The sequence below is a fragment of the Roseomonas sp. TS2 genome, assembly GCF_058833935.1.
Window position 1 is genome coordinate 61,136 of the sequence record NZ_JCACVY010000001.1, and the last position, 15,988, is coordinate 77,123.

General features: G+C 70.6%; 15 protein-coding genes and 1 pseudogene. 3 read left to right on the forward strand and 13 right to left on the reverse strand.

Annotation, left to right across the window (positions count from 1 at the left end; translation table 11 throughout):
• Positions 1–20: 20 nt before the first annotated feature.
• Positions 21–763: pseudogene (locus tag ACZJYS_RS00275) on the forward strand (IS5 family transposase); the annotation flags it as partial.
• A 182-nt stretch (positions 764–945) separates the two neighbouring features.
• Here ACZJYS_RS00275 and ACZJYS_RS00280 read toward each other — a convergent pair.
• The 12 genes from ACZJYS_RS00280 to ACZJYS_RS00335 form a co-directional block, all read right to left on the reverse strand.
• Positions 946–2,634 carry a complex I subunit 5 family protein gene (locus tag ACZJYS_RS00280; RefSeq protein WP_211848941.1) on the reverse strand — a complete coding sequence of 563 codons (1,689 nt, stop codon included), beginning with the start codon at positions 2,632–2,634 and terminating at the stop codon, positions 946–948.
• Positions 2,631–4,106, reverse strand: coding sequence for a complex I subunit 5 family protein (locus tag ACZJYS_RS00285; protein WP_493175066.1), 1,476 nt, complete (start codon positions 4,104–4,106; stop codon positions 2,631–2,633). The genes ACZJYS_RS00280 and ACZJYS_RS00285 overlap by 4 nt, the downstream gene beginning before the upstream one ends.
• Positions 4,103–5,545, reverse strand: a complete 1,443-nt coding sequence (locus ACZJYS_RS00290; RefSeq protein ID WP_493175068.1) for a complex I subunit 5 family protein — start codon at positions 5,543–5,545, stop codon at positions 4,103–4,105. The genes ACZJYS_RS00285 and ACZJYS_RS00290 overlap by 4 nt, the downstream gene beginning before the upstream one ends.
• Positions 5,542–5,898, reverse strand: coding sequence for an NADH-quinone oxidoreductase subunit K (locus ACZJYS_RS00295; protein ID WP_374328175.1), 357 nt, complete (start codon positions 5,896–5,898; stop codon positions 5,542–5,544). Before ACZJYS_RS00295 ends, ACZJYS_RS00290 begins: the two co-directional genes overlap by 4 nt.
• Entirely contained in the window at positions 5,870–6,844 is a 975-nt protein-coding gene (locus tag ACZJYS_RS00300; protein ID WP_374328177.1) for a hydrogenase subunit MbhD domain-containing protein, read from the reverse strand. Before ACZJYS_RS00300 ends, ACZJYS_RS00295 begins: the two co-directional genes overlap by 29 nt.
• Positions 6,841–7,152, reverse strand: coding sequence for a cation:proton antiporter (locus ACZJYS_RS00305; RefSeq protein ID WP_027285821.1), 312 nt, complete (start codon positions 7,150–7,152; stop codon positions 6,841–6,843). Before ACZJYS_RS00305 ends, ACZJYS_RS00300 begins: the two co-directional genes overlap by 4 nt.
• A complete protein-coding gene (locus ACZJYS_RS00310) occupies positions 7,149–7,427 on the reverse strand; it encodes an MrpF/PhaF family protein (RefSeq protein WP_027285822.1) in 279 nt (92 codons plus the stop codon). The genes ACZJYS_RS00305 and ACZJYS_RS00310 overlap by 4 nt, the downstream gene beginning before the upstream one ends.
• Complete coding sequence (locus ACZJYS_RS00315; RefSeq protein ID WP_493175071.1) at positions 7,420–8,034, reverse strand: Na+/H+ antiporter subunit E; 615 nt, start codon at positions 8,032–8,034, stop codon at positions 7,420–7,422. The genes ACZJYS_RS00310 and ACZJYS_RS00315 overlap by 8 nt, the downstream gene beginning before the upstream one ends.
• Before the next feature lie 298 nt (positions 8,035–8,332).
• The gene (locus ACZJYS_RS00320) at positions 8,333–9,622 is read right to left on the reverse strand and encodes an MgtC/SapB family protein (RefSeq protein WP_211848947.1); all 1,290 of its coding nucleotides are present in this window, start codon (positions 9,620–9,622) and stop codon (positions 8,333–8,335) included.
• Positions 9,619–10,086: a hypothetical protein gene (locus ACZJYS_RS00325; protein WP_211848948.1), complete on the reverse strand. Its 468-nt coding sequence runs from the start codon at positions 10,084–10,086 to the stop codon at positions 9,619–9,621. The genes ACZJYS_RS00320 and ACZJYS_RS00325 overlap by 4 nt, the downstream gene beginning before the upstream one ends.
• 307 nt (positions 10,087–10,393) lie before the next feature.
• Entirely contained in the window at positions 10,394–11,122 is a 729-nt protein-coding gene (locus tag ACZJYS_RS00330) for a Crp/Fnr family transcriptional regulator (protein WP_211848949.1), read from the reverse strand.
• Positions 11,123–11,224: 102 nt separating this feature from the next.
• Positions 11,225–11,548 carry a DUF465 domain-containing protein gene (locus tag ACZJYS_RS00335; RefSeq protein WP_211848950.1) on the reverse strand — a complete coding sequence of 108 codons (324 nt, stop codon included), beginning with the start codon at positions 11,546–11,548 and terminating at the stop codon, positions 11,225–11,227.
• Positions 11,549–12,193: 645 nt separating this feature from the next.
• On the opposite strand from ACZJYS_RS00335, the gene ACZJYS_RS00340 reads away from it, so the two are divergent.
• Positions 12,194–12,502, forward strand: coding sequence for a hypothetical protein (locus ACZJYS_RS00340; protein WP_211848951.1), 309 nt, complete (start codon positions 12,194–12,196; stop codon positions 12,500–12,502).
• A 442-nt stretch (positions 12,503–12,944) separates the two neighbouring features.
• The gene (locus ACZJYS_RS00345) at positions 12,945–14,273 is read left to right on the forward strand and encodes a sodium-dependent transporter (RefSeq protein WP_211848952.1); all 1,329 of its coding nucleotides are present in this window, start codon (positions 12,945–12,947) and stop codon (positions 14,271–14,273) included.
• 11 nt (positions 14,274–14,284) lie between these two features.
• Here ACZJYS_RS00345 and ACZJYS_RS00350 read toward each other — a convergent pair whose 3' ends face one another.
• Positions 14,285–15,964: a cation:proton antiporter gene (locus ACZJYS_RS00350; protein ID WP_338148309.1), complete on the reverse strand. Its 1,680-nt coding sequence runs from the start codon at positions 15,962–15,964 to the stop codon at positions 14,285–14,287.
• Positions 15,965–15,988: the final 24 nt, after the last annotated feature.

Below are 15,988 nucleotides of genomic sequence, written 5' to 3' on the forward strand. Positions count from 1 at the left end.
GCGCAGCTGCGTCGGGCGTGGCGCCCGTATGGGACGTGACGGTGTTCACCAAGAACCGGGACCGGCTGCTGGGGACCGAGGTGGCGAGCAAGTTCTTCGCCGCCGTGCTGGCCGACCCAGAGGTCAAGCCGCTGCTGCCCTCGGCGTACTTCTCGGTGGCTGGCACGTTGATAGAGGCCTGGGCTTCGATGAAGAGCTTCCGGCCGAAGGACGGCTCCGGCGAGGCGCTCGGCCCCGGCCGCAACGGCGAGCGCGACTTCCATGCCGAGAAGCGCAGCGACGAGACGCATGCTTCGACCACGGACCCGGATGCGCGGCTGGCGCGCAAGTCGAACGGCCAAGCATCGAAGCTCTGCTACGCCGGGCACGTGGTGATCGAGAACCGGCACGGCCTGGCGGTCGCTGCGACAACGACGCAAGAGACGGGTATCGCGGAGCGCGACGCCGGCGAGGCGATGATGGCAGGGCTCGATCGTGCCGCGCGCAGCACGCTGGGAGGCTACAAGACCTACGACACGCGGGCCTTCGTCCGGGCAATGGGCGACATGGGCGTGACGCCGCACGTGACGCAGCACGCCAATGGCCGGCGCTCGGCGATCGATGGACGGACTACGCGGCACCTGGGCTACGCGGTGAGCCAGCGCATCCGCAAGCGGGTCGAGGAGGTGTTCGGCCGGCGCAAGGAGATCCGCGCATGCGCCGCACCCTGCTGCGCGGGCTGGAGCGGGTCGGATGGAGCTTCACGCTCCGCGTCGCCGCCTAAACCCCCGTCCGGCTGCCGAAGCTGTTGGCGGCGCCTGCCTGACTGGCGCCGCCAACAGGCCTCAACGCGGTAGTCCGCGGCGGTTGGCCACCGAAAACCACGCCCATCAGCCCGCCAAGCACCTCACAAAAACTACGCCGGCCAGGAAAACCAAGCCCTTGGCCGCGAATTTCCGCAGCCTGCTAGATCAGGCTAGCGGCGACGACCGCCCCCGCGATGGCCAATACCAGGATGGCGGCGGCGGCGCCTTCGCGGAAAACGTCCTCGATCCGGTCCAGATCCTCGCCGATGACGGTTTGCGGCTTCGGGCGCGATCGGCGCAGCGACCGCGACCCGGCACGCTCGGCGGCCCTTGCGGCGGCGCTCAGGGCCGCCACCCGGCGTTGCACCGGGCCAAGCGCATCGCCTTCTGGCAGGCTAGGCGCCTTCAGCCCGACCGCGACCGCGCCCGCAATCATCAGCGCCGCAAGCCCCAGCGGCCAGGCCTCGAAGATCAGCGACCGCAGGTCTGCGGCCAGCGGGGTCTCGCCGGTGATCCTGGCGTACAGAAGCCAGGGCAGCCACAGCGCCGCCCCGGACAGGGCGAGGAACGGCAGGGCCATCAGCAGCGGCGGGCGGCAGCGCGATTTCGCCCTTGGCAGCACTGCCAGACAGCGCGCCATCGCCAGCGCCGTCGTTAGCGCCGAGAGGCCGATCAGCGTGGCCCCAAAGGCCCCGGCCTGGTCCTTGAGCGCCGATTTGACCAGCGCCCCGGCCAGTAGCTGCATCCCGGCCAGCGACGAGCCCAGCACCGCCAGCGCCCCCAGAAGCCCCCAGCGCCAGGCCCGCCCGCAGACCGGTGCCAGCCCGACGCCCAGGAACAGCGCCCCCTTGGCGAGCCCGTGATGCAGCGCGAACAACGCCACCGCCGGCAGCACGGCCGCCGGCGCGCTGCCCCCGGCCAGGGCAAAGCCCAGAACCCCCATGACCAGGCCCATCTGGCTGACCGTCGAATAGGCCAGCACCGCCTTGGCGCCGGCCTGCGCCAGCCCCATCAGCGCCGCGAGGAAGAGGCCGGAAAAGCCCAGGATCATCAGGACATTGCCCGCGACCGCCGCCGGCATGCCCAGCGGCAGGAAGGCCACCAGCCCGAAGATCCCGGCCTTGACGATGGCGCCCGACAGCACGGCCGAGGCGGGCACCGGCGCGGCCGGATGCGCCACCGGCAGCCAGACATGCAGGGGCATGAGTCCGGCCTTGATCCCGAAGCCCGCGATCAGCAGCGGCACCGCCGCGGGATGCGCCGAAGGCAGGGCAAGGCCCGCGCGAACCGCCTCGATGCCTATGGCGCCGCCCGCCCCGAACGAGGCCAGCATCAGCCCTACCAGGATCGCCACCTCGCCGCAGACAGCCAGCACCAGATAGACCGTCCCCGCCCGCATCGAGGCGGGCTGGCGATCGTGGATCACCAGTGGATAGGCCAAAAGCGAGACCAGCGCGAAGAACACGTAGAAGCTGACGATGTCGGCGGCGATAAAGACGCCGAGATTGCCGGCCAGGACCAGGTTCCAGAACAGGGCGAAGCCGGCGGGCCGCTCGTCGCGCCGCATGTAGAAGGCGGCGTACACCCCGGCCCAGAACCACAGCGTCGCCGCACCGCCGAGAAACAGCGCGCCGGTCGCGCCCAGCTCCAGGCCGCTGTCCAGCAGCACCCCCGGCAGCGCGACGGGAACGTCGCGCGACGCGACGAGGGCCGCCGCCAGGGCCGGCAGTGGGCCAAGCGGCAGCAGCAGCACCATGCGCGACCCCCAGCCGGGCAGCAGGGCCAGCCCCGCCAGGAGCATCGGCCAGAGTACGGCCAGCGGCAAAAGCAGCGTCGGATCGGCGATCATCGCAAATAGCCCAGTCCGACCAGCGTGGCCCAGCCAAGCGGGCTGAAGGGCAGCGAGGCGAAGATGCCCGCCCCCAGCGACACCACCGCCGTCACCACCGCGGGCAGGATCAGCATTCGGTCGCGGGTGGTGGCCAACTCGGCGATGGCGGGCCGGCCGGGCGGCGGCGGCAGCAGCCATGCGCGGTACAGCAGCGGCAGGAAATAGGCGGCGTTCAGAAGCGACGAGCCCGCCAGCACCGCGACTGCCCAGGCCGCATCCGACTGCAACGCCCCGACCCCGAGATACCATTTCGAGATGAAGCCGGCCACCGGCGGCATCCCGATCATTCCCAGCGCCCCGACCGAGAACGCCGCCATCGTCACCGGCATCAGCCGGCCCGCGCCGTCCAGCTCGGCGATCGCCTTGATCCCCATCCGGTTGGCAAGCGCGCCAGCGCACATGAACAGCGTGATCTTCATGATGCCCTGATGCACCAGATGCACCAGCCCGCCGATCACCGCGAAGGGCCCGACCAGGCTGGCACCCAGCACGATGTAGCTGACCTGGCTGACGGTGGAATAGGCCAGCCGCTTCTTGAGGTCGCTCTGCATCAGGGCCCGCACCGAGCCGTAGAGGATCGTCGCCGAGGCAAGGGCGGCCAGTGGCACACCCAGGCCCAGTTCGGCCACGGTGCCGATGCCGTAGACATCGTAGATCACGCGCACGATGCCGAAGGCCCCGGCCTTGACCACCGCGACGGCGTGCAGGAGCGCGCTGACGGGGGCAGGGGCGGCCATCGCCTCGGGCAGCCAGCCATGGAAGGGGATGATCGCCGCCTTGACCCCCAGCCCGCCGATACACAGGATGAAGATCAGCGTCAGGGTCAGGGGCGGGATGGCGCCCAGATCGGCCGGGGCGGAAAACTCGATCGCGCCGACCAACGATTGCAGCCACAGGATTCCGGCCAGGAAGGCGACGCTGCCCGCCAGCGTGTAGGTCAGATAGATCTGCCCCGCCCGCAGCGACTTGTCGTCGCCCCGGTGCGCCACCAGCGGCCAGGTCGCCAGCGTCAGCAGTTCGTAGAACAGGAAGAAGGTGATCGCGGTGCCCGACATCGCCACGCCGGTGGCCGCCAGCACGCACAGGTTGAAGAACCCGAAGAAGCGCGGCAGGTTCGGACCCCGGTCGAAATAGGCGATGGCGTAGATCGTGGTCAGCAGCCACAGAAACACCGAAAGCGTCACGAACAGCAGCGCCAGCGGGTCCAGCCGCAGCACGAAATCGTAGCTCGGCAGGAACTCGTAGCGCCATTCGAACACCACGCCCGCCTGCGCCTGCAACAGCAGGTATGCCACCACCAGGAGCTTGACGAAGGCCACGCCGATGTTCGCCCCATTGCGCCACGCCGAGAGACGCTCGGGCAGGGCAAAGCTGACCAGAGCGGCGACGACCGGCAGCAGGACCAGCACAAGCGGCGCGAAGGTCATCATGGCGCGGCCGCGCCCGGGGCGGCCCAGGGCGCGGCAATCGCCGACAGATTGTGCAGCGCGCTGCCGCCGAAACCCATGGCGATGGCCAGCCCCGCCAGCACCAGCGGCGCCGCCGTGCAAACCCCGCGCGTCGCAGGCTCACGCGGCGCCGGCCCGGCGGCAAAGCAGGCCGAGAGCGTCCGGAAAAAATAGACCGCCGCCAGCAGACCGCCCAGAATCATCACGCCGGCATAAAGGAAGGCGCCCTGCGCGATCGCCGCGTTCAGAAGCAGGAACTTGCCGGTGAACCCGCCCGAGGGCGGCAACCCCATCAGCGACACCGCTGCCAGGCCGAAGGCGGTCACCGTCAGCGGCATCGCCTGCGCCAGCCCGCCGAGATCGCCGATCCGGTCGCCGGCGGCGGCCTTCAGCATCAGGCCCGCGGCAAGAAACATCGACGCCTTGGCCAGCATGTGCGCCACCGCATGCATCATCATCCCGGCCCAGGCACCGGACGGGTCCGGCGCGCCTGCGACCAGCGGAAAGGCCAGGAACAGGTAGCCGACCTGCGCCACCGTCGAATAGGCCACCAGCGCCTTCAGCCGCTGCTGCCGCATCGCCTGGACCGAGCCGTATATCACCGCCAGCGCCCCCGCCCCGCCCAGCACATGCAGCGCGGGCTGGCCGGTGACGGCCGGAAAGGCCTCAAACCAGAGCCGCAGCAGGATGACAAATCCCAGCTTGACCGCGATCGCCGACAGCAGCGCGCTGGCCGGGGCGGGGGCGGCGGCGTGGGCGGGCGGCAGCCAGCCATGCATCGGAAAAAGCGCGGCCTTGATCAGAAGTCCCGCCGTCATCAGCCCCAGCGCCAGCACCGTCGCCAGATCGGGCTCTGCGACCTGCGAAAGCAGGGTGACGTCCACGGTGTTGTAACGCGCCACCAGAAGCGCCACTCCCAGGAGGTAGGCCAGCGAGCCGACCAGCGCGATCATGAAATAGCGCAGCGCCGCCTCCAGCGAGCCCATCGCCGCCAGCGCCACGGCGGCCAGGCTGACCATCTCCAGCGTGACATAGAGGTTGAACAGATCGGTGGTCAGAAAGCCCGCATTCGCCCCCGCCCAGAGCAGATAGATCAGCGGCCAGAAGGTCTCGGCCTGCGCTGCGTGGCCGGCCTTCTCCGGCGGATCGGCCAGCGCGTGCAGCCCGACCGCGCCGATCACCAGCGCCGTCGCTGCCACCATCAGCCGCGCCACCCCATCGGGGCGCAAAAGGATGCCCAAGGGCAAGTCCCAGTGGCCGACCAGAAAGGCCGCATCGGGCGGCACCAGCGCCAGCCAGAGCGCCAGCCCCGCCATCGCGGGCGCCGCCGGCAGGATCAGCCAGCGCGCAGCCCGCCCCGCCAGCAGGGCGGCCAGCATGAAGCCGAGCGGCACCGCCACCAGAAGGTCAAGCGGGCTCATGGCCCGGGATTTCCGCCGTCGGGGCGGGTGGCGGCTTTCGTCGCCGCGCGCGCCTCGGCCAGCCGCACGATCATCGCCGCGCCGAAGGCGGTCAGCGCAACGGCCACGACGATCCCGGTGATCACCAGCGCCTGCGGTAATGGATCGGTCGCGTCGGGCCCTCGGCCCAGCCCGCCCAGGATCAGGAAGATGCCTGCCCCGACCACATTGATCGCAAGAAGCTGGCGCAACGGATGGCGCAGGGTGATGAAGGCAAAAAGACCCAGCCCGGTCAGGACCGCGCCCGTCAGGGCGTAAACATGCCCCGTCACCATGAACTCGGCCTCAGCAATCGCTTTTCCTTTCGGTGCCACCAGCCGGGTCCGCCAACCCGATGACATTGGGCCCTGCCACCAGCAGCGCCAGCGTGGCCCCGATCGAAAGGAACAGCGAGTATTCGATCGCAAGGATCGCCGCCTTGGCCAATCCCTCGGGATAGACCAGAAAGCCTCCGAACCCCGTTCCGGCCAGGCCGATCAGCAGAAACACCAGCGGTCCCAGGACCAGCGCCACCCGCAGCCCCGGAAGGTCGCTGCGCGGCAGGCCGATCGCGCCGCCTATCGCCGACACTATCAGCCCGCCCGCAAGAACGGTGCCGGCCTGAAAGGCTCCGCCCGGCACGTCCGATCCGGCCCAGACCAGATATGTCGCCATCACCAGCGCCACCGGCAGCAGAAACCGCGCGAAACTGCCGGCCACCCGGCGCATCGGCCCATCGGCCATGCCGAGATCAGCCGGACGGCCCGGCCAGACCCCGGCGGGCGCCAACGACCAGACCGCGACCAGCGCGCCCAGCAGCACGAAGCTTTCCAGGAGCGTGTCATAGGCGCGAAAGGCCAGCAGGACACCGGTCACCCGGTTCTCGATGCCAAGCCCCGGCATCAGCGGTGTGATCGCGCGGTCAAGCCCGCTTTCCGGCGGGATCGACAGCACCGCCGCGGCCAGCAGCAGCACGAAGCCCCCGCAGGCCGCAAGGGCGCCCACCCGCAGCCACGCGGACGTATCGGCGCAGGTCGCGTCATCGCCCAGCGCCAGAAGCCGCGCCCGGGCCAGGATCAGAAGGACCCCGGTGACCCCGGCGCCGAGGGCGATCTCGGCCAGCGCCACGTTGACCGCATCGAGCCCCAGCCAGGCCAGACCCAGGAGGTTGCCGAAGGCGATGAAGAAGGCGATGGCCGCCAGCGCGTCGCGCACGAAAAGCGCGATGCCCGCCGTACCGAGGATCAACAGGCACAGGATGATGTCGAAGGCAGCGGTCAAGGCCGGTCGCCGTCCGGATGGCTGCGGGTCCCGTCCAGGCGGGCCTGCCGGGCCAGCAGTTGAGAGGTGATGCCGGCCGCGATCACCGCGAACAGCCAGACCAGCGCGATCTTGGCGGCCACTGCCAGCGAACCCCAGTGGAGCGCCGCCGCCAGCGCCACCAGCCCGAGCCCGAGGTTGTCGGCCTTGGTCAGCGCATGCAAACGCGAGGCGGTGTCAGGAAAGCGCAGGAGACCCAGCGAGCCTGCCCCATAGAAGGCCAGCCCCGTGCCCAGCAGCGCCAGAACCGCCAGATCGATCCAGCTCATCCCCTGCCCTCCGGCCGGTCGCCGGGCTTGGCGGCGCTGCGCGCGAAGGCGGTCACCGCGACGGCGGCCAGCAGCGTGCCGATCAGCGCCGCGTCCAGCATCGCCGCATCGCGCCGCGCCGCGCCGAGGACCACCGCCACGCCGATCACTCCGGTGCCGGCCAGTTGGGCGGCCATGATCCGCTCCACCGGACCGGGGCCGCGCCAGCAGCGCCCCAGCGCGACCGCGACGCTCAGAAGCAGGAAGACGGCCGCAAGCGTAAACCAGTCAGCCATTCGCGACATCCTGGCTGTCAATGCGCCGGTCGAACAGGCCAAGAATCCGGCGTTCATCGGCCTGCATCCTGTCGGCAGAGTATCCCGTGACGTTCAGAAGGTGGACGTCCATCGCCGCGTCGCCGGATCCCGCCGCGAGGCTTCCGGGCAGGATGCTGACCACCCCGCCCAGCAGGACACCGGCCGCTTCATTCCGGTTGGTGAGTTCAGCGCGCACCCAGCCAGGCGCGATCGGCAGGCGGGGGTCGAGGGCACGCCGCGCGACATCGAGTCCACCCATGAAGGCGTCCGTCAGGAAACGCGGCAGGAACGCCGCCACCCGCCAGAGCACGATGCCAGGCTGGTCCGCGGGATACAGTCGCAGACTGAGCAGCGTCGCAGCAGCAACCGCAAGCCCCCCGTAAATCAGCGCATCCGCCTCCCCACCCGTCAAGGTGACCCAAAGCAGCGCAAAAATCACCGACCGGTTCAGAGCTGAGGCAAGCCGCATCGTCTTTCGAGTGCCCTTGTGGGTGGCGGGTCGGATAATAGTACTTTTCAGGATTTCGACAACCGGAACACAGGCAAGCGCCCGTGGGCAGCGCTTGCCTCCCCGCAGAAGGCTCATCGGACCGCATAGCGGCACAGCATACCGCGCCCGGCGGGTTTCTGCCATGCCGCCCTGAGCCGCCGATGCTGGCCGGCGACCACCGGGACCTCGCGCGCCATCGCGACGCAGCGGGTCGGCCGCCGGTCGCGACAATCGGAGGTCGAACGGGCCAGCCAGGGTCGGCTTGCGCTTGCGGCGACGCGGATCGTCGTCGCGCAGCGACCGTCGTCACGGCCGGGGCCTCGCGGCGGCATCAGCGGGAGAGCGGACGGTTCCGCGACGCAGCCGCGTACGGCCTCCGGCGGCTGGCGGGTCATCAGGGCAGCGCCGCCGGAACCGGCAGCAGGAACGCCGCCCAGGCCGCCGCCAGGCCAAGAATGAGCCCAGGCACCACCCGGCCGGCAAAGCCGCCGCGCCCGAGCGTCACGGCCAGGACGACCCGGGCACCGGTGTTGGTGCTGATCGCCGCAAGGATCGGCAGCACCGCCTCCTGCGGCGCGATCTGGCCCGCCCCGACCATCAGCGCGACCGAGATTGCCGCCGATTGCGTGTTGACGATGCCGGCCAGCGCGGCGGCCGCGATCATGGCGTTCAGCCCGAACTCCTGCTGCACGGCGGTGGACGCCAGCATGATCCCGGCCAGGGCCGCCGAAAAGGCCAGCGCCCCGGTCAGGCTGATCGCGCGCGGCTGCACGACCGGAGTGGCGCCCTGGTCTGGCGGCGGGTTCTCGGCGCAGGCCGGCGGCGCTCGCAAGGCCGTAATCGTCCATGGCGCGGCATAAAGGACTGCCGCCAGACCCCCGGCCAGCAGTGGCAGCGCCATCGCGTTCAGCGTGGCCACGCTGGCCGCCGCCAGCACCATCGACATCGTGACGGCCGTCGAGAGCGAGGACAGACAGGCCCCCGCGACCGCCCCCCGCATCTGCGCAGGTGCCGAGCGCGTCCGCCGGGCCATGTCACGGATGGTCGCCGTGCTGGAGACGAAACCCGAGGCGAAACCGGTCAGCGCCAGTCCGTGTTGCGCCCCGCAGAGCCGCACCGCCACATAGCCGGCTGCGGCGATGACCATGACCATGATCACCACCGACCACATCAGATAGGGGTTCAGCACGCCGTAGGGGCCGAAGGTCCGGTTTGGGAGGATCGGCAGCACCACGAGCGTGGCGGCCGCCAGCAAGAGCCCATCGCGCAATTCCTGCTCGGTCATCACCGACCGCACGAAGCCGCGCAGATAGGCCCGCGATGCCAGAAGCACCGCCACCACGACCCCGGTCCCGGCGGCGACCACGGGATGCGTCACCGACAACCCGCCCAGCAGCACAGTCATCACCAGGGCGACCTCGGTGGTCAGGCCGATGTGTTCTGACTTGTCGCGCCAGTAGGCCAGCCCAACCAGCAGCATGACGCTGATGATGACGGTGGCCAGCAGGATGACACCGCCGGCCTGCTGCGCAACCGCGCCCAGAAGCGCCGTGATGGCAAATGTTCGGATTCCCGCCAAAGACTTGACGTCGGGCGACATGCGCTGCTCGCGCTCGGCCCCGATCAGGAGGCCGATCCCCAGTGCTTCGGCGAGATTGAACAGGATCAGCGCCTCCTGGTTCATCGGCGGGCCCGGCAGGCGTTGCCCTCGGGTGCGCGGCCGAAGGCGGGCGCGCGCTCGATCCGGGGGAGGAGGAAATCCTCATGGAAGTCGTCGGCCATGTCCTGGCCGGCGTGGTCGCGGGGAAGCGCGAGCCCGCGAGCGACACCCTCGGCGAAGCCGCCGACGCGGCGGCGCACGTCATGGCGGATCGGTTCGAGAGTCTCGAAGCGGGTGGCGCGTGGCGCGGCGTGGACGCCGACGCGCTCGGCCGGGCGGTGACCGACGGCGATGAACACCGCGACCTGCCGGCCGCTGGTGATCGCGGTGGTCGGGCCGGTGCCCCGGAGGGAGTCGACCGTCGCCGGCATGGTCGGGCGGTCGTGGCTCCGCGGCCCGCGTGGCCCGCCGCGCTGCGACGGGGCGGGCAGATCGTGCGCGCGCACAAGGCGCGGCACCCCCGGCCGCGCCGTCTCTCTCGTCGCCATGTCCGTCCCTCCGGCCGAAACTGTCCGCCCACGCGACGATAGACCGCCCCGCCTGATCCGCCGAGGGACGACGGGCACGGCGCGCCGTCCGCGGCTCCGAGTAGCCGTGCAGCATCGCACATAGGCTTTCTGCGCATGGCCATGAACCGCCTCGTGCCTGGCCGCCTCGCCCGATGGCTCTCACGCTGCCACCGGACTACATCGCCGGCGTACCGCTTCTAGAGGGGCAGGTCACCTGAATGTCCGTTGATATCGCTCACCATCTTCCGGACGATTTCCCACCGGTCGGACATTCATTCACAAACTCTCACGCCAAGCGCTTCGCGGCTTCCATCGCTGCCTCGACGTCGGCCCGAATCGCCGCCTCATCCAGCAGGACAATGGCGCGCGGCCCGACCCGGAGGCGGCCGAGACGGACGAGGTCCGCCAATTCACGCGACACCGCCTCGCGTCGCGCCCCGATCCGCGACGCGAGTTCGGGCCGGGCCGGCGGCGGCGAGATTGCAAGACCTCCTCCTGCCTCCGGCGGGCGAGGCCGCGCAAGACGAAGCAACTCGGCGCAGAGTCGCTGCCGCGTCGGCAGCACGGCGTATTCGAGTAGGCGTCGGTTCTGGCTCCGCACCCGCTCCGCCAGCAGCGCGATCAGCCGCCGCCCGAGCGGTGGCGAAGCCAGGATCAGTTCCACGAAGGCGTCGCCCGGCATCACCGCAATCACCGCGCGATGGAGGGCGTGAATGCCAGCCGAGGGGGAAACGGCGGGGCCCGCGAAGGCTGCCAGCTCGCCCACGAAGGCGCCCGGGCCCACCTCGGCCACGATCTTCTCCCGCCCCCCGCTCGATCGCATGAGGACCCGCAGCGGCCCGCCACGCAGGACCACGCGCACCTCGGTGGAGGGGCAGTCGAAGTCGAGCACTAGCTCGCCGGCAGCGACTTGCACGACCCGCGACGCAGCCTCCGCACGGGCGAGCGTCGCGGCGTCCGCATCCCTGAAGAAGGCAAGTCGCCCGAGGCCCGGCGCGAGGCGTTCCTTGTCCACCGCGTTCCTTAACCGGCTGCGGCGGGTAGTGTTCCGTGCGATGGCCTTTCGCGCAACCGGGAAGTGTTGGTTTCGATGGCGGCGAGGACGGGAGGCGGTCCCTCAGATGCCGCGCTCCAGGGCGGCGATGCGGTCGCGCACGGCCAGGCGCTCGCGCTTAAGAGCGCCGAGTGCGGCGGCGTCGGGCCGCGGTCTCGCCGCCGCCTCCGCGATCCGGCGCTCCAGCGCCGAATGGTGAAGCCAGAGCCGCGACAGGAGCCAAGTGAGAGAGGCCAAGTCTTCAGGCAGCTTATCGCTGGATTGCAGCGCGCTTCGCTCAAACGAGAGCCGCGTGGGGAACAGCCGGTATCCCTCCCGCAAGGCCTGGTGGCGACACGTGACGGCGGTCGGCGTGGAAGCGATCGGGGGGCGGGCGTCGGCGGTCATGGTCGGCGTCTCCGTCTCTGGCGCCCGTTGGTCGGACGCGCAAGGTGAAGGTCCGACATCACGCCGCCCCAGCGTTCGGATCGGCGTCAGAGGCACCCGGACCTAACACGGTGTACATCCGGACTGCTGGTGCGTGGTTCAATCCGGCTCCGGCCGAGACCGTGCGGAACCGCACGCGGCGGGCGTGCCCGCGCTTGCCTGGCGGTTCAGGCACGGCGATGTATGCCGCAAGACGGTACCCGGGTTCCTCTGGCGCGATATGCAGCGTCATGTCGGACCGTCGCGCCCGCACATGGAGCCCGGTTTCAACATGGACTGCTGCGACTCGATCCTGGTCGGCAACTGGACCCGGCAAGCCTGCCTGGACGCGGCGCGCCTTCATGGCAAGCGTCATTGGCCTGCCGGTCGTCGACCTCGGGGCGCTGCACGCCCGGAGCGGAATGCGCGAGAGCCTCAGCCTGTCGGCCGGCTGCATCGTTCTCGGACTGACCTTGGGCGACCGCGTGCGCTCCATTTTCGCGGTGCTTCTGCTCAGGACGGGCGCGCCGATGCGGGTCTTCGCGGGCAACGAACACGACGTCGGCAGGTTCCGCGCGTCGGGCGTGCCGACCACACCGGCCAAACCAACAATCTGGAGAAGATGCGATGATTCGGGACTTCTTTCTTTGGCTGCTGATGAGCCTGGTAGTCGAGCCGATGCAGGCGGAATGGAGCACGCGGCTGCAGGCGGCAGGCGCATCGCCATCGGTCGTCGCCGACGTGACGCGCTGCACCTCGGAGGCGGGTCCGGCACTCGCCGCGCGCGCGGCCGATGACCCATGGTGGGGGATCACCACCGCCGCGGGCGTGCTGATCGGCTTCCGCGATGGCGTCGTGATCGTCGCGGAGGCGACTCCGGGGTGCGCCGCGGCGGTGCAGGCGGCTGGACCGTTCCTGGCTGGCCTCCGCTCCTGAGCGGGCGATCAGGGCATCAGCGCGGGTTGAATCACCAGCTGGCACTTCCACCGATGGAGGCGGGAAGCCATCGGCGCCGCGAGCCTGTCCGCGGCGCCGACCTAGTAGTGTGGCCCGCCCCGCAGGGGCGTGTCGCTCCCAAGCGGGACGCGGCGACAGGATTGAGGCGCAGGAGGATCCCGCGGTGTGGCACCCCGTTGCCGCCGGGCTCCGCCTCGGTCATGGTGCCAGCCTGCGGTGCCGCTGGTCGTGCAGGCGGCTTCGTCATCGCCGACCTTCGTGGTATGGCTCCCCGCTCCGGCACGCGGGTCCTGATGCCACGGGAATGTGACCGCCGTGATGGACTTCGCCATCCTCAAGCCGAAGGCCGTCGGCCGGACACCATGCCGCCGGCCGGTCCGTTTCCCGGACGGATGGGATACCCGGAGGCGGTGCGCGCCCGATGCGTGAGCAATGGGGCAGCCAGACGGGCTTCATCCTCGCCGCCATCGGCTCGGCGGTTGGGCTCGGAAACATCTGGCGCTTCGCCTATGTCGCCGGCGAGAACGGCGGTGGCGCGTTCCTGCTGGTCTATCTGGTCATCGTCCTGACGCTCGGCCTGCCTCTGGTCGTCGCGGAGATCGCCATCGGGAAGCGCAGCAGGGTTGACGGCGTCACTGCCTTCGAGCGCCTCGCGCCTGCCTCGCCTTGGCGCCGGGTCGGGTGGCTCGGCGTGGCGGGCTCGGCGCTGATCCTGGCGTATTACTCCGTAATCGCCGGCTGGGCGCTGCGCTACTTCTCCGCCGCCGCGTCCGGGACGCTGTGGGACCGCCCGCCGGGCGGCTTCGCGGCCTCCTTCCGCGCCTTCATCGCCCATCCGCTCGAACCGCTCGGCTGGCATTTGGGCATGATGGCGATCAGCATGGCCATCGTCGTCGCCGGCGTCGCCCGCGGCATCGAACGCAGTTGCCTGTGGCTGATGCCGATGCTGGCCTTCATCGTCCTGCTGCTGGCCGGCTTCGCGCTGACCCTGCCGGGCTCCTCCGGCGGCGTCGCCTTCCTCTTCATGCCCCAGTGGTCGGCGGTGTTCGACCCGCGCGTGGTCCTGGCGGCAATGGGGCAGGCTTTCTTCTCGATCGGCCTCGGCATGGCGGTCTACATCACCTACGGCGGCTACATGAAGCCCGAGCAGCGCATCGTCGGCTCGGCCGCGGTGATCGTCGCCGGCGACACCTGCTTCGCCATTGTCGCCGGCCTGGCGATCTTCCCGGCGGTCTTCGCGATGGGTGGCAACCCGGCTGCCGGGGCGGAGCTCGCCTTCATCACCCTGCCCGACATCTTCCTCGCCATGCCGGGCGGCAAGATGTTGGCCAACGCCTTCTTCCTCCTGCTCAGTGCGGCGGCGCTGACCTCGATGATCTCGCTGCTCGAGGTTCCGGTCGCTGCCCTCATGCAGCGTGCCGGCCTGCGGCGCCGCACGGCCGTCCTCGCTGTCGGCGGCGCGGCCCTGCTGGGCGGCGTGGCGCCGGCCCTCGGATACGGACCGCTCGCCTGGCTCAACGTGACCGGCGCGCCGCTGCTCGAGGAGGTGGACCACGTGGTCTCCAACCTGGTCCTGCCGCTGGCCGGCCTCGGTCTCGCCCTGTTCTTCGGCTGGGTGCTGCCGGCCGGCACCGCCCGCGACCTAGCGGGAATGCGCGGCCTGGCCTGGGCGCTCCTGCTGTGGGCGATCCGCTGGCTCGCACCGGTGTTCATCATCGGCCTGATGCTGTTCCGGCTGCTCGCCGGCTGAACGGAACCCGCTCAGCCCTCGGGCTTCACCGCGACGAGCTCGGCGGCGCGCTCGGCGGCGTCGTGGAAGGGCAGCAGCACCAGGTCCGCGCCGCGCCCCAGCAGCTCGTTGCGTTCGGACCGCCCATGGGCGGTGACCGCGATCCTGCCGCCGAACCGCTCTCCGCGCAGCGCAGCGATCAGCGCCAGGCGATGGTCCTCGTGGGTCAGCCCGCCAGCATGGCTCGGGATGGCGGAGATCGCCCAGCGCGCACGCCCGAGCGGCAGCGTGGCGACGAGTTTGGGATCCGTCGCGTCGCCATAGACCGCCTCGAAGCCGCGGCGGCGCCAGGCGCGCACCGCCTCGGGGTCGAAATCAACCCCCAGAACCGCCAGGCCGCGCGCGCGCAGGCGCTCGGCGATCGCCCGGCCGAAACGGCCGAGCCCGAAGATCACCACATCGGGCGCGGCCGCCGCCTCGGCCGCCATGCCGCCCGTCTCGGCCGCCTCGCGCCAGGGGTGATCGCGCTCGAAGTTCCGCAGCGGCCGGTCGAACCAGGCGGCGAGCCGATGCGAATGCGTGATCATGTAGGTCGACAGCGCGATGGTGATCAGGCCGATCAGCGTCACCAGGCCGAGTGCCGGTTCCGCCACATGCCCCAGCGCGACGCCCATCGCCATCAGGATCAGCGAGAATTCGCTGATCTGCGCCACCGTCAGCCCGGCAAGGAAGCCGGTTCTCCGCCGGTAGCCCATCGCCCCCATGATGGCGACCACGATCAGCGGATTGCCCACCAGCACGAACACCGAGAGCACCGCCGCAGCGCCCAGCTGCTCGCCCATCGCGCCAAGGTCGAGCCGCGCGCCGAGCGCGATGAAGAAGAACAGCAGCAGGAAGTCGCGCAACGCCGACAGCCGCGCGGCGATCGCCTCGCGGAACTGGGTGGAGGCCAGCGCGACGCCGGCGAGCAGGCCGCCGATCTCCTTGCCGATCCCGAGGGCGTCGCCGACCGCCGCCAGCAGCGCCGCCCAGCCGATGGCGAAGCCGGCCAGCAGCTCGGGCGCGTGGGCCAGCCGGGCGGTCAGCGGCTCGGCGGCGAAGCGGATCACCAGGCCGACCAGCAGCAGCATCGCCGCCCCGCCCGCCGCGACGCGCAGCAGCCCGCCCAGCGCCGACACCTCGCCCACGCCCGCCGCCATCGCCGAGACCACCACCATGGCGAGCACCACGACGATGTCCTGCACGATCAGGAAGCCGAGCGCGATGCGCCCGTGCAGGCTGTCTATCTCGCGCTTGTCCGACAGCAGCTTGACGATGATGATGGTGCTCGAGAAGGTCAGCGCCACCGCGACATAGATGCTGGTCACGGTGTCGAGCCCGAGCAGCAGGCACAGGCCGAAGCCGATCACCGCGGTGAAGGTCACCTGGCCGAGCCCGGTGGCGAGCGCCACGGCGCCGAGGCTGCGGATCAGGCCGATATCGAGCTTGAGGCCGACCAGGAACAGCAGCACGGCGATGCCGAGCTCGGCCAGCAACTGGATGTGCTCGTCCGAGCGCGCCACGCCGAGCACCCCGGGTCCGGCGATGATGCCAGCGCCGATCAGCCCGACGATCAGCGGCTGGCGCAGGAACAGCGCGATCAGCCCGGCCGCGGCGCCGAGCGCCAGCAGGGCGGCGACCTCGTAGAACACCGAGGCCGCGATCAGTTCCACCAAGACTCAGGCCCCCATGCCGGA

What these genes read in the sequence shown, in the direction of transcription:
- ACZJYS_RS00340 (WP_211848951.1), top strand. Translation starts at nt 12,194, where the DNA reads ATGATTCGGGACTTCTTTCTTTGGCTGCTGATGAGCCTGGTAGTCGAG.
- ACZJYS_RS00325 (WP_211848948.1), bottom strand. Translation starts at nt 10,086, where the DNA reads ATGGCGACGAGAGAGACGGCGCGGCCGGGGGTGCCGCGCCTTGTGCGC.
- ACZJYS_RS00335 (WP_211848950.1), bottom strand. Translation starts at nt 11,548, where the DNA reads ATGACCGCCGACGCCCGCCCCCCGATCGCTTCCACGCCGACCGCCGTC.
- ACZJYS_RS00290 (WP_493175068.1), bottom strand. Translation starts at nt 5,545, where the DNA reads ATGAGCCCGCTTGACCTTCTGGTGGCGGTGCCGCTCGGCTTCATGCTG.
- ACZJYS_RS00285 (WP_493175066.1), bottom strand. Translation starts at nt 4,106, where the DNA reads ATGATGACCTTCGCGCCGCTTGTGCTGGTCCTGCTGCCGGTCGTCGCC.
- ACZJYS_RS00280 (WP_211848941.1), bottom strand. Translation starts at nt 2,634, where the DNA reads ATGATCGCCGATCCGACGCTGCTTTTGCCGCTGGCCGTACTCTGGCCG.
- ACZJYS_RS00320 (WP_211848947.1), bottom strand. Translation starts at nt 9,622, where the DNA reads ATGAACCAGGAGGCGCTGATCCTGTTCAATCTCGCCGAAGCACTGGGG.
- ACZJYS_RS00310 (WP_027285822.1), bottom strand. Translation starts at nt 7,427, where the DNA reads ATGGCTGACTGGTTTACGCTTGCGGCCGTCTTCCTGCTTCTGAGCGTC.
- ACZJYS_RS00315 (WP_493175071.1), bottom strand. Translation starts at nt 8,034, where the DNA reads ATGAGCCTTCTGCGGGGAGGCAAGCGCTGCCCACGGGCGCTTGCCTGT.
- ACZJYS_RS00305 (WP_027285821.1), bottom strand. Translation starts at nt 7,152, where the DNA reads ATGAGCTGGATCGATCTGGCGGTTCTGGCGCTGCTGGGCACGGGGCTG.
- ACZJYS_RS00345 (WP_211848952.1), top strand. Translation starts at nt 12,945, where the DNA reads ATGCGTGAGCAATGGGGCAGCCAGACGGGCTTCATCCTCGCCGCCATC.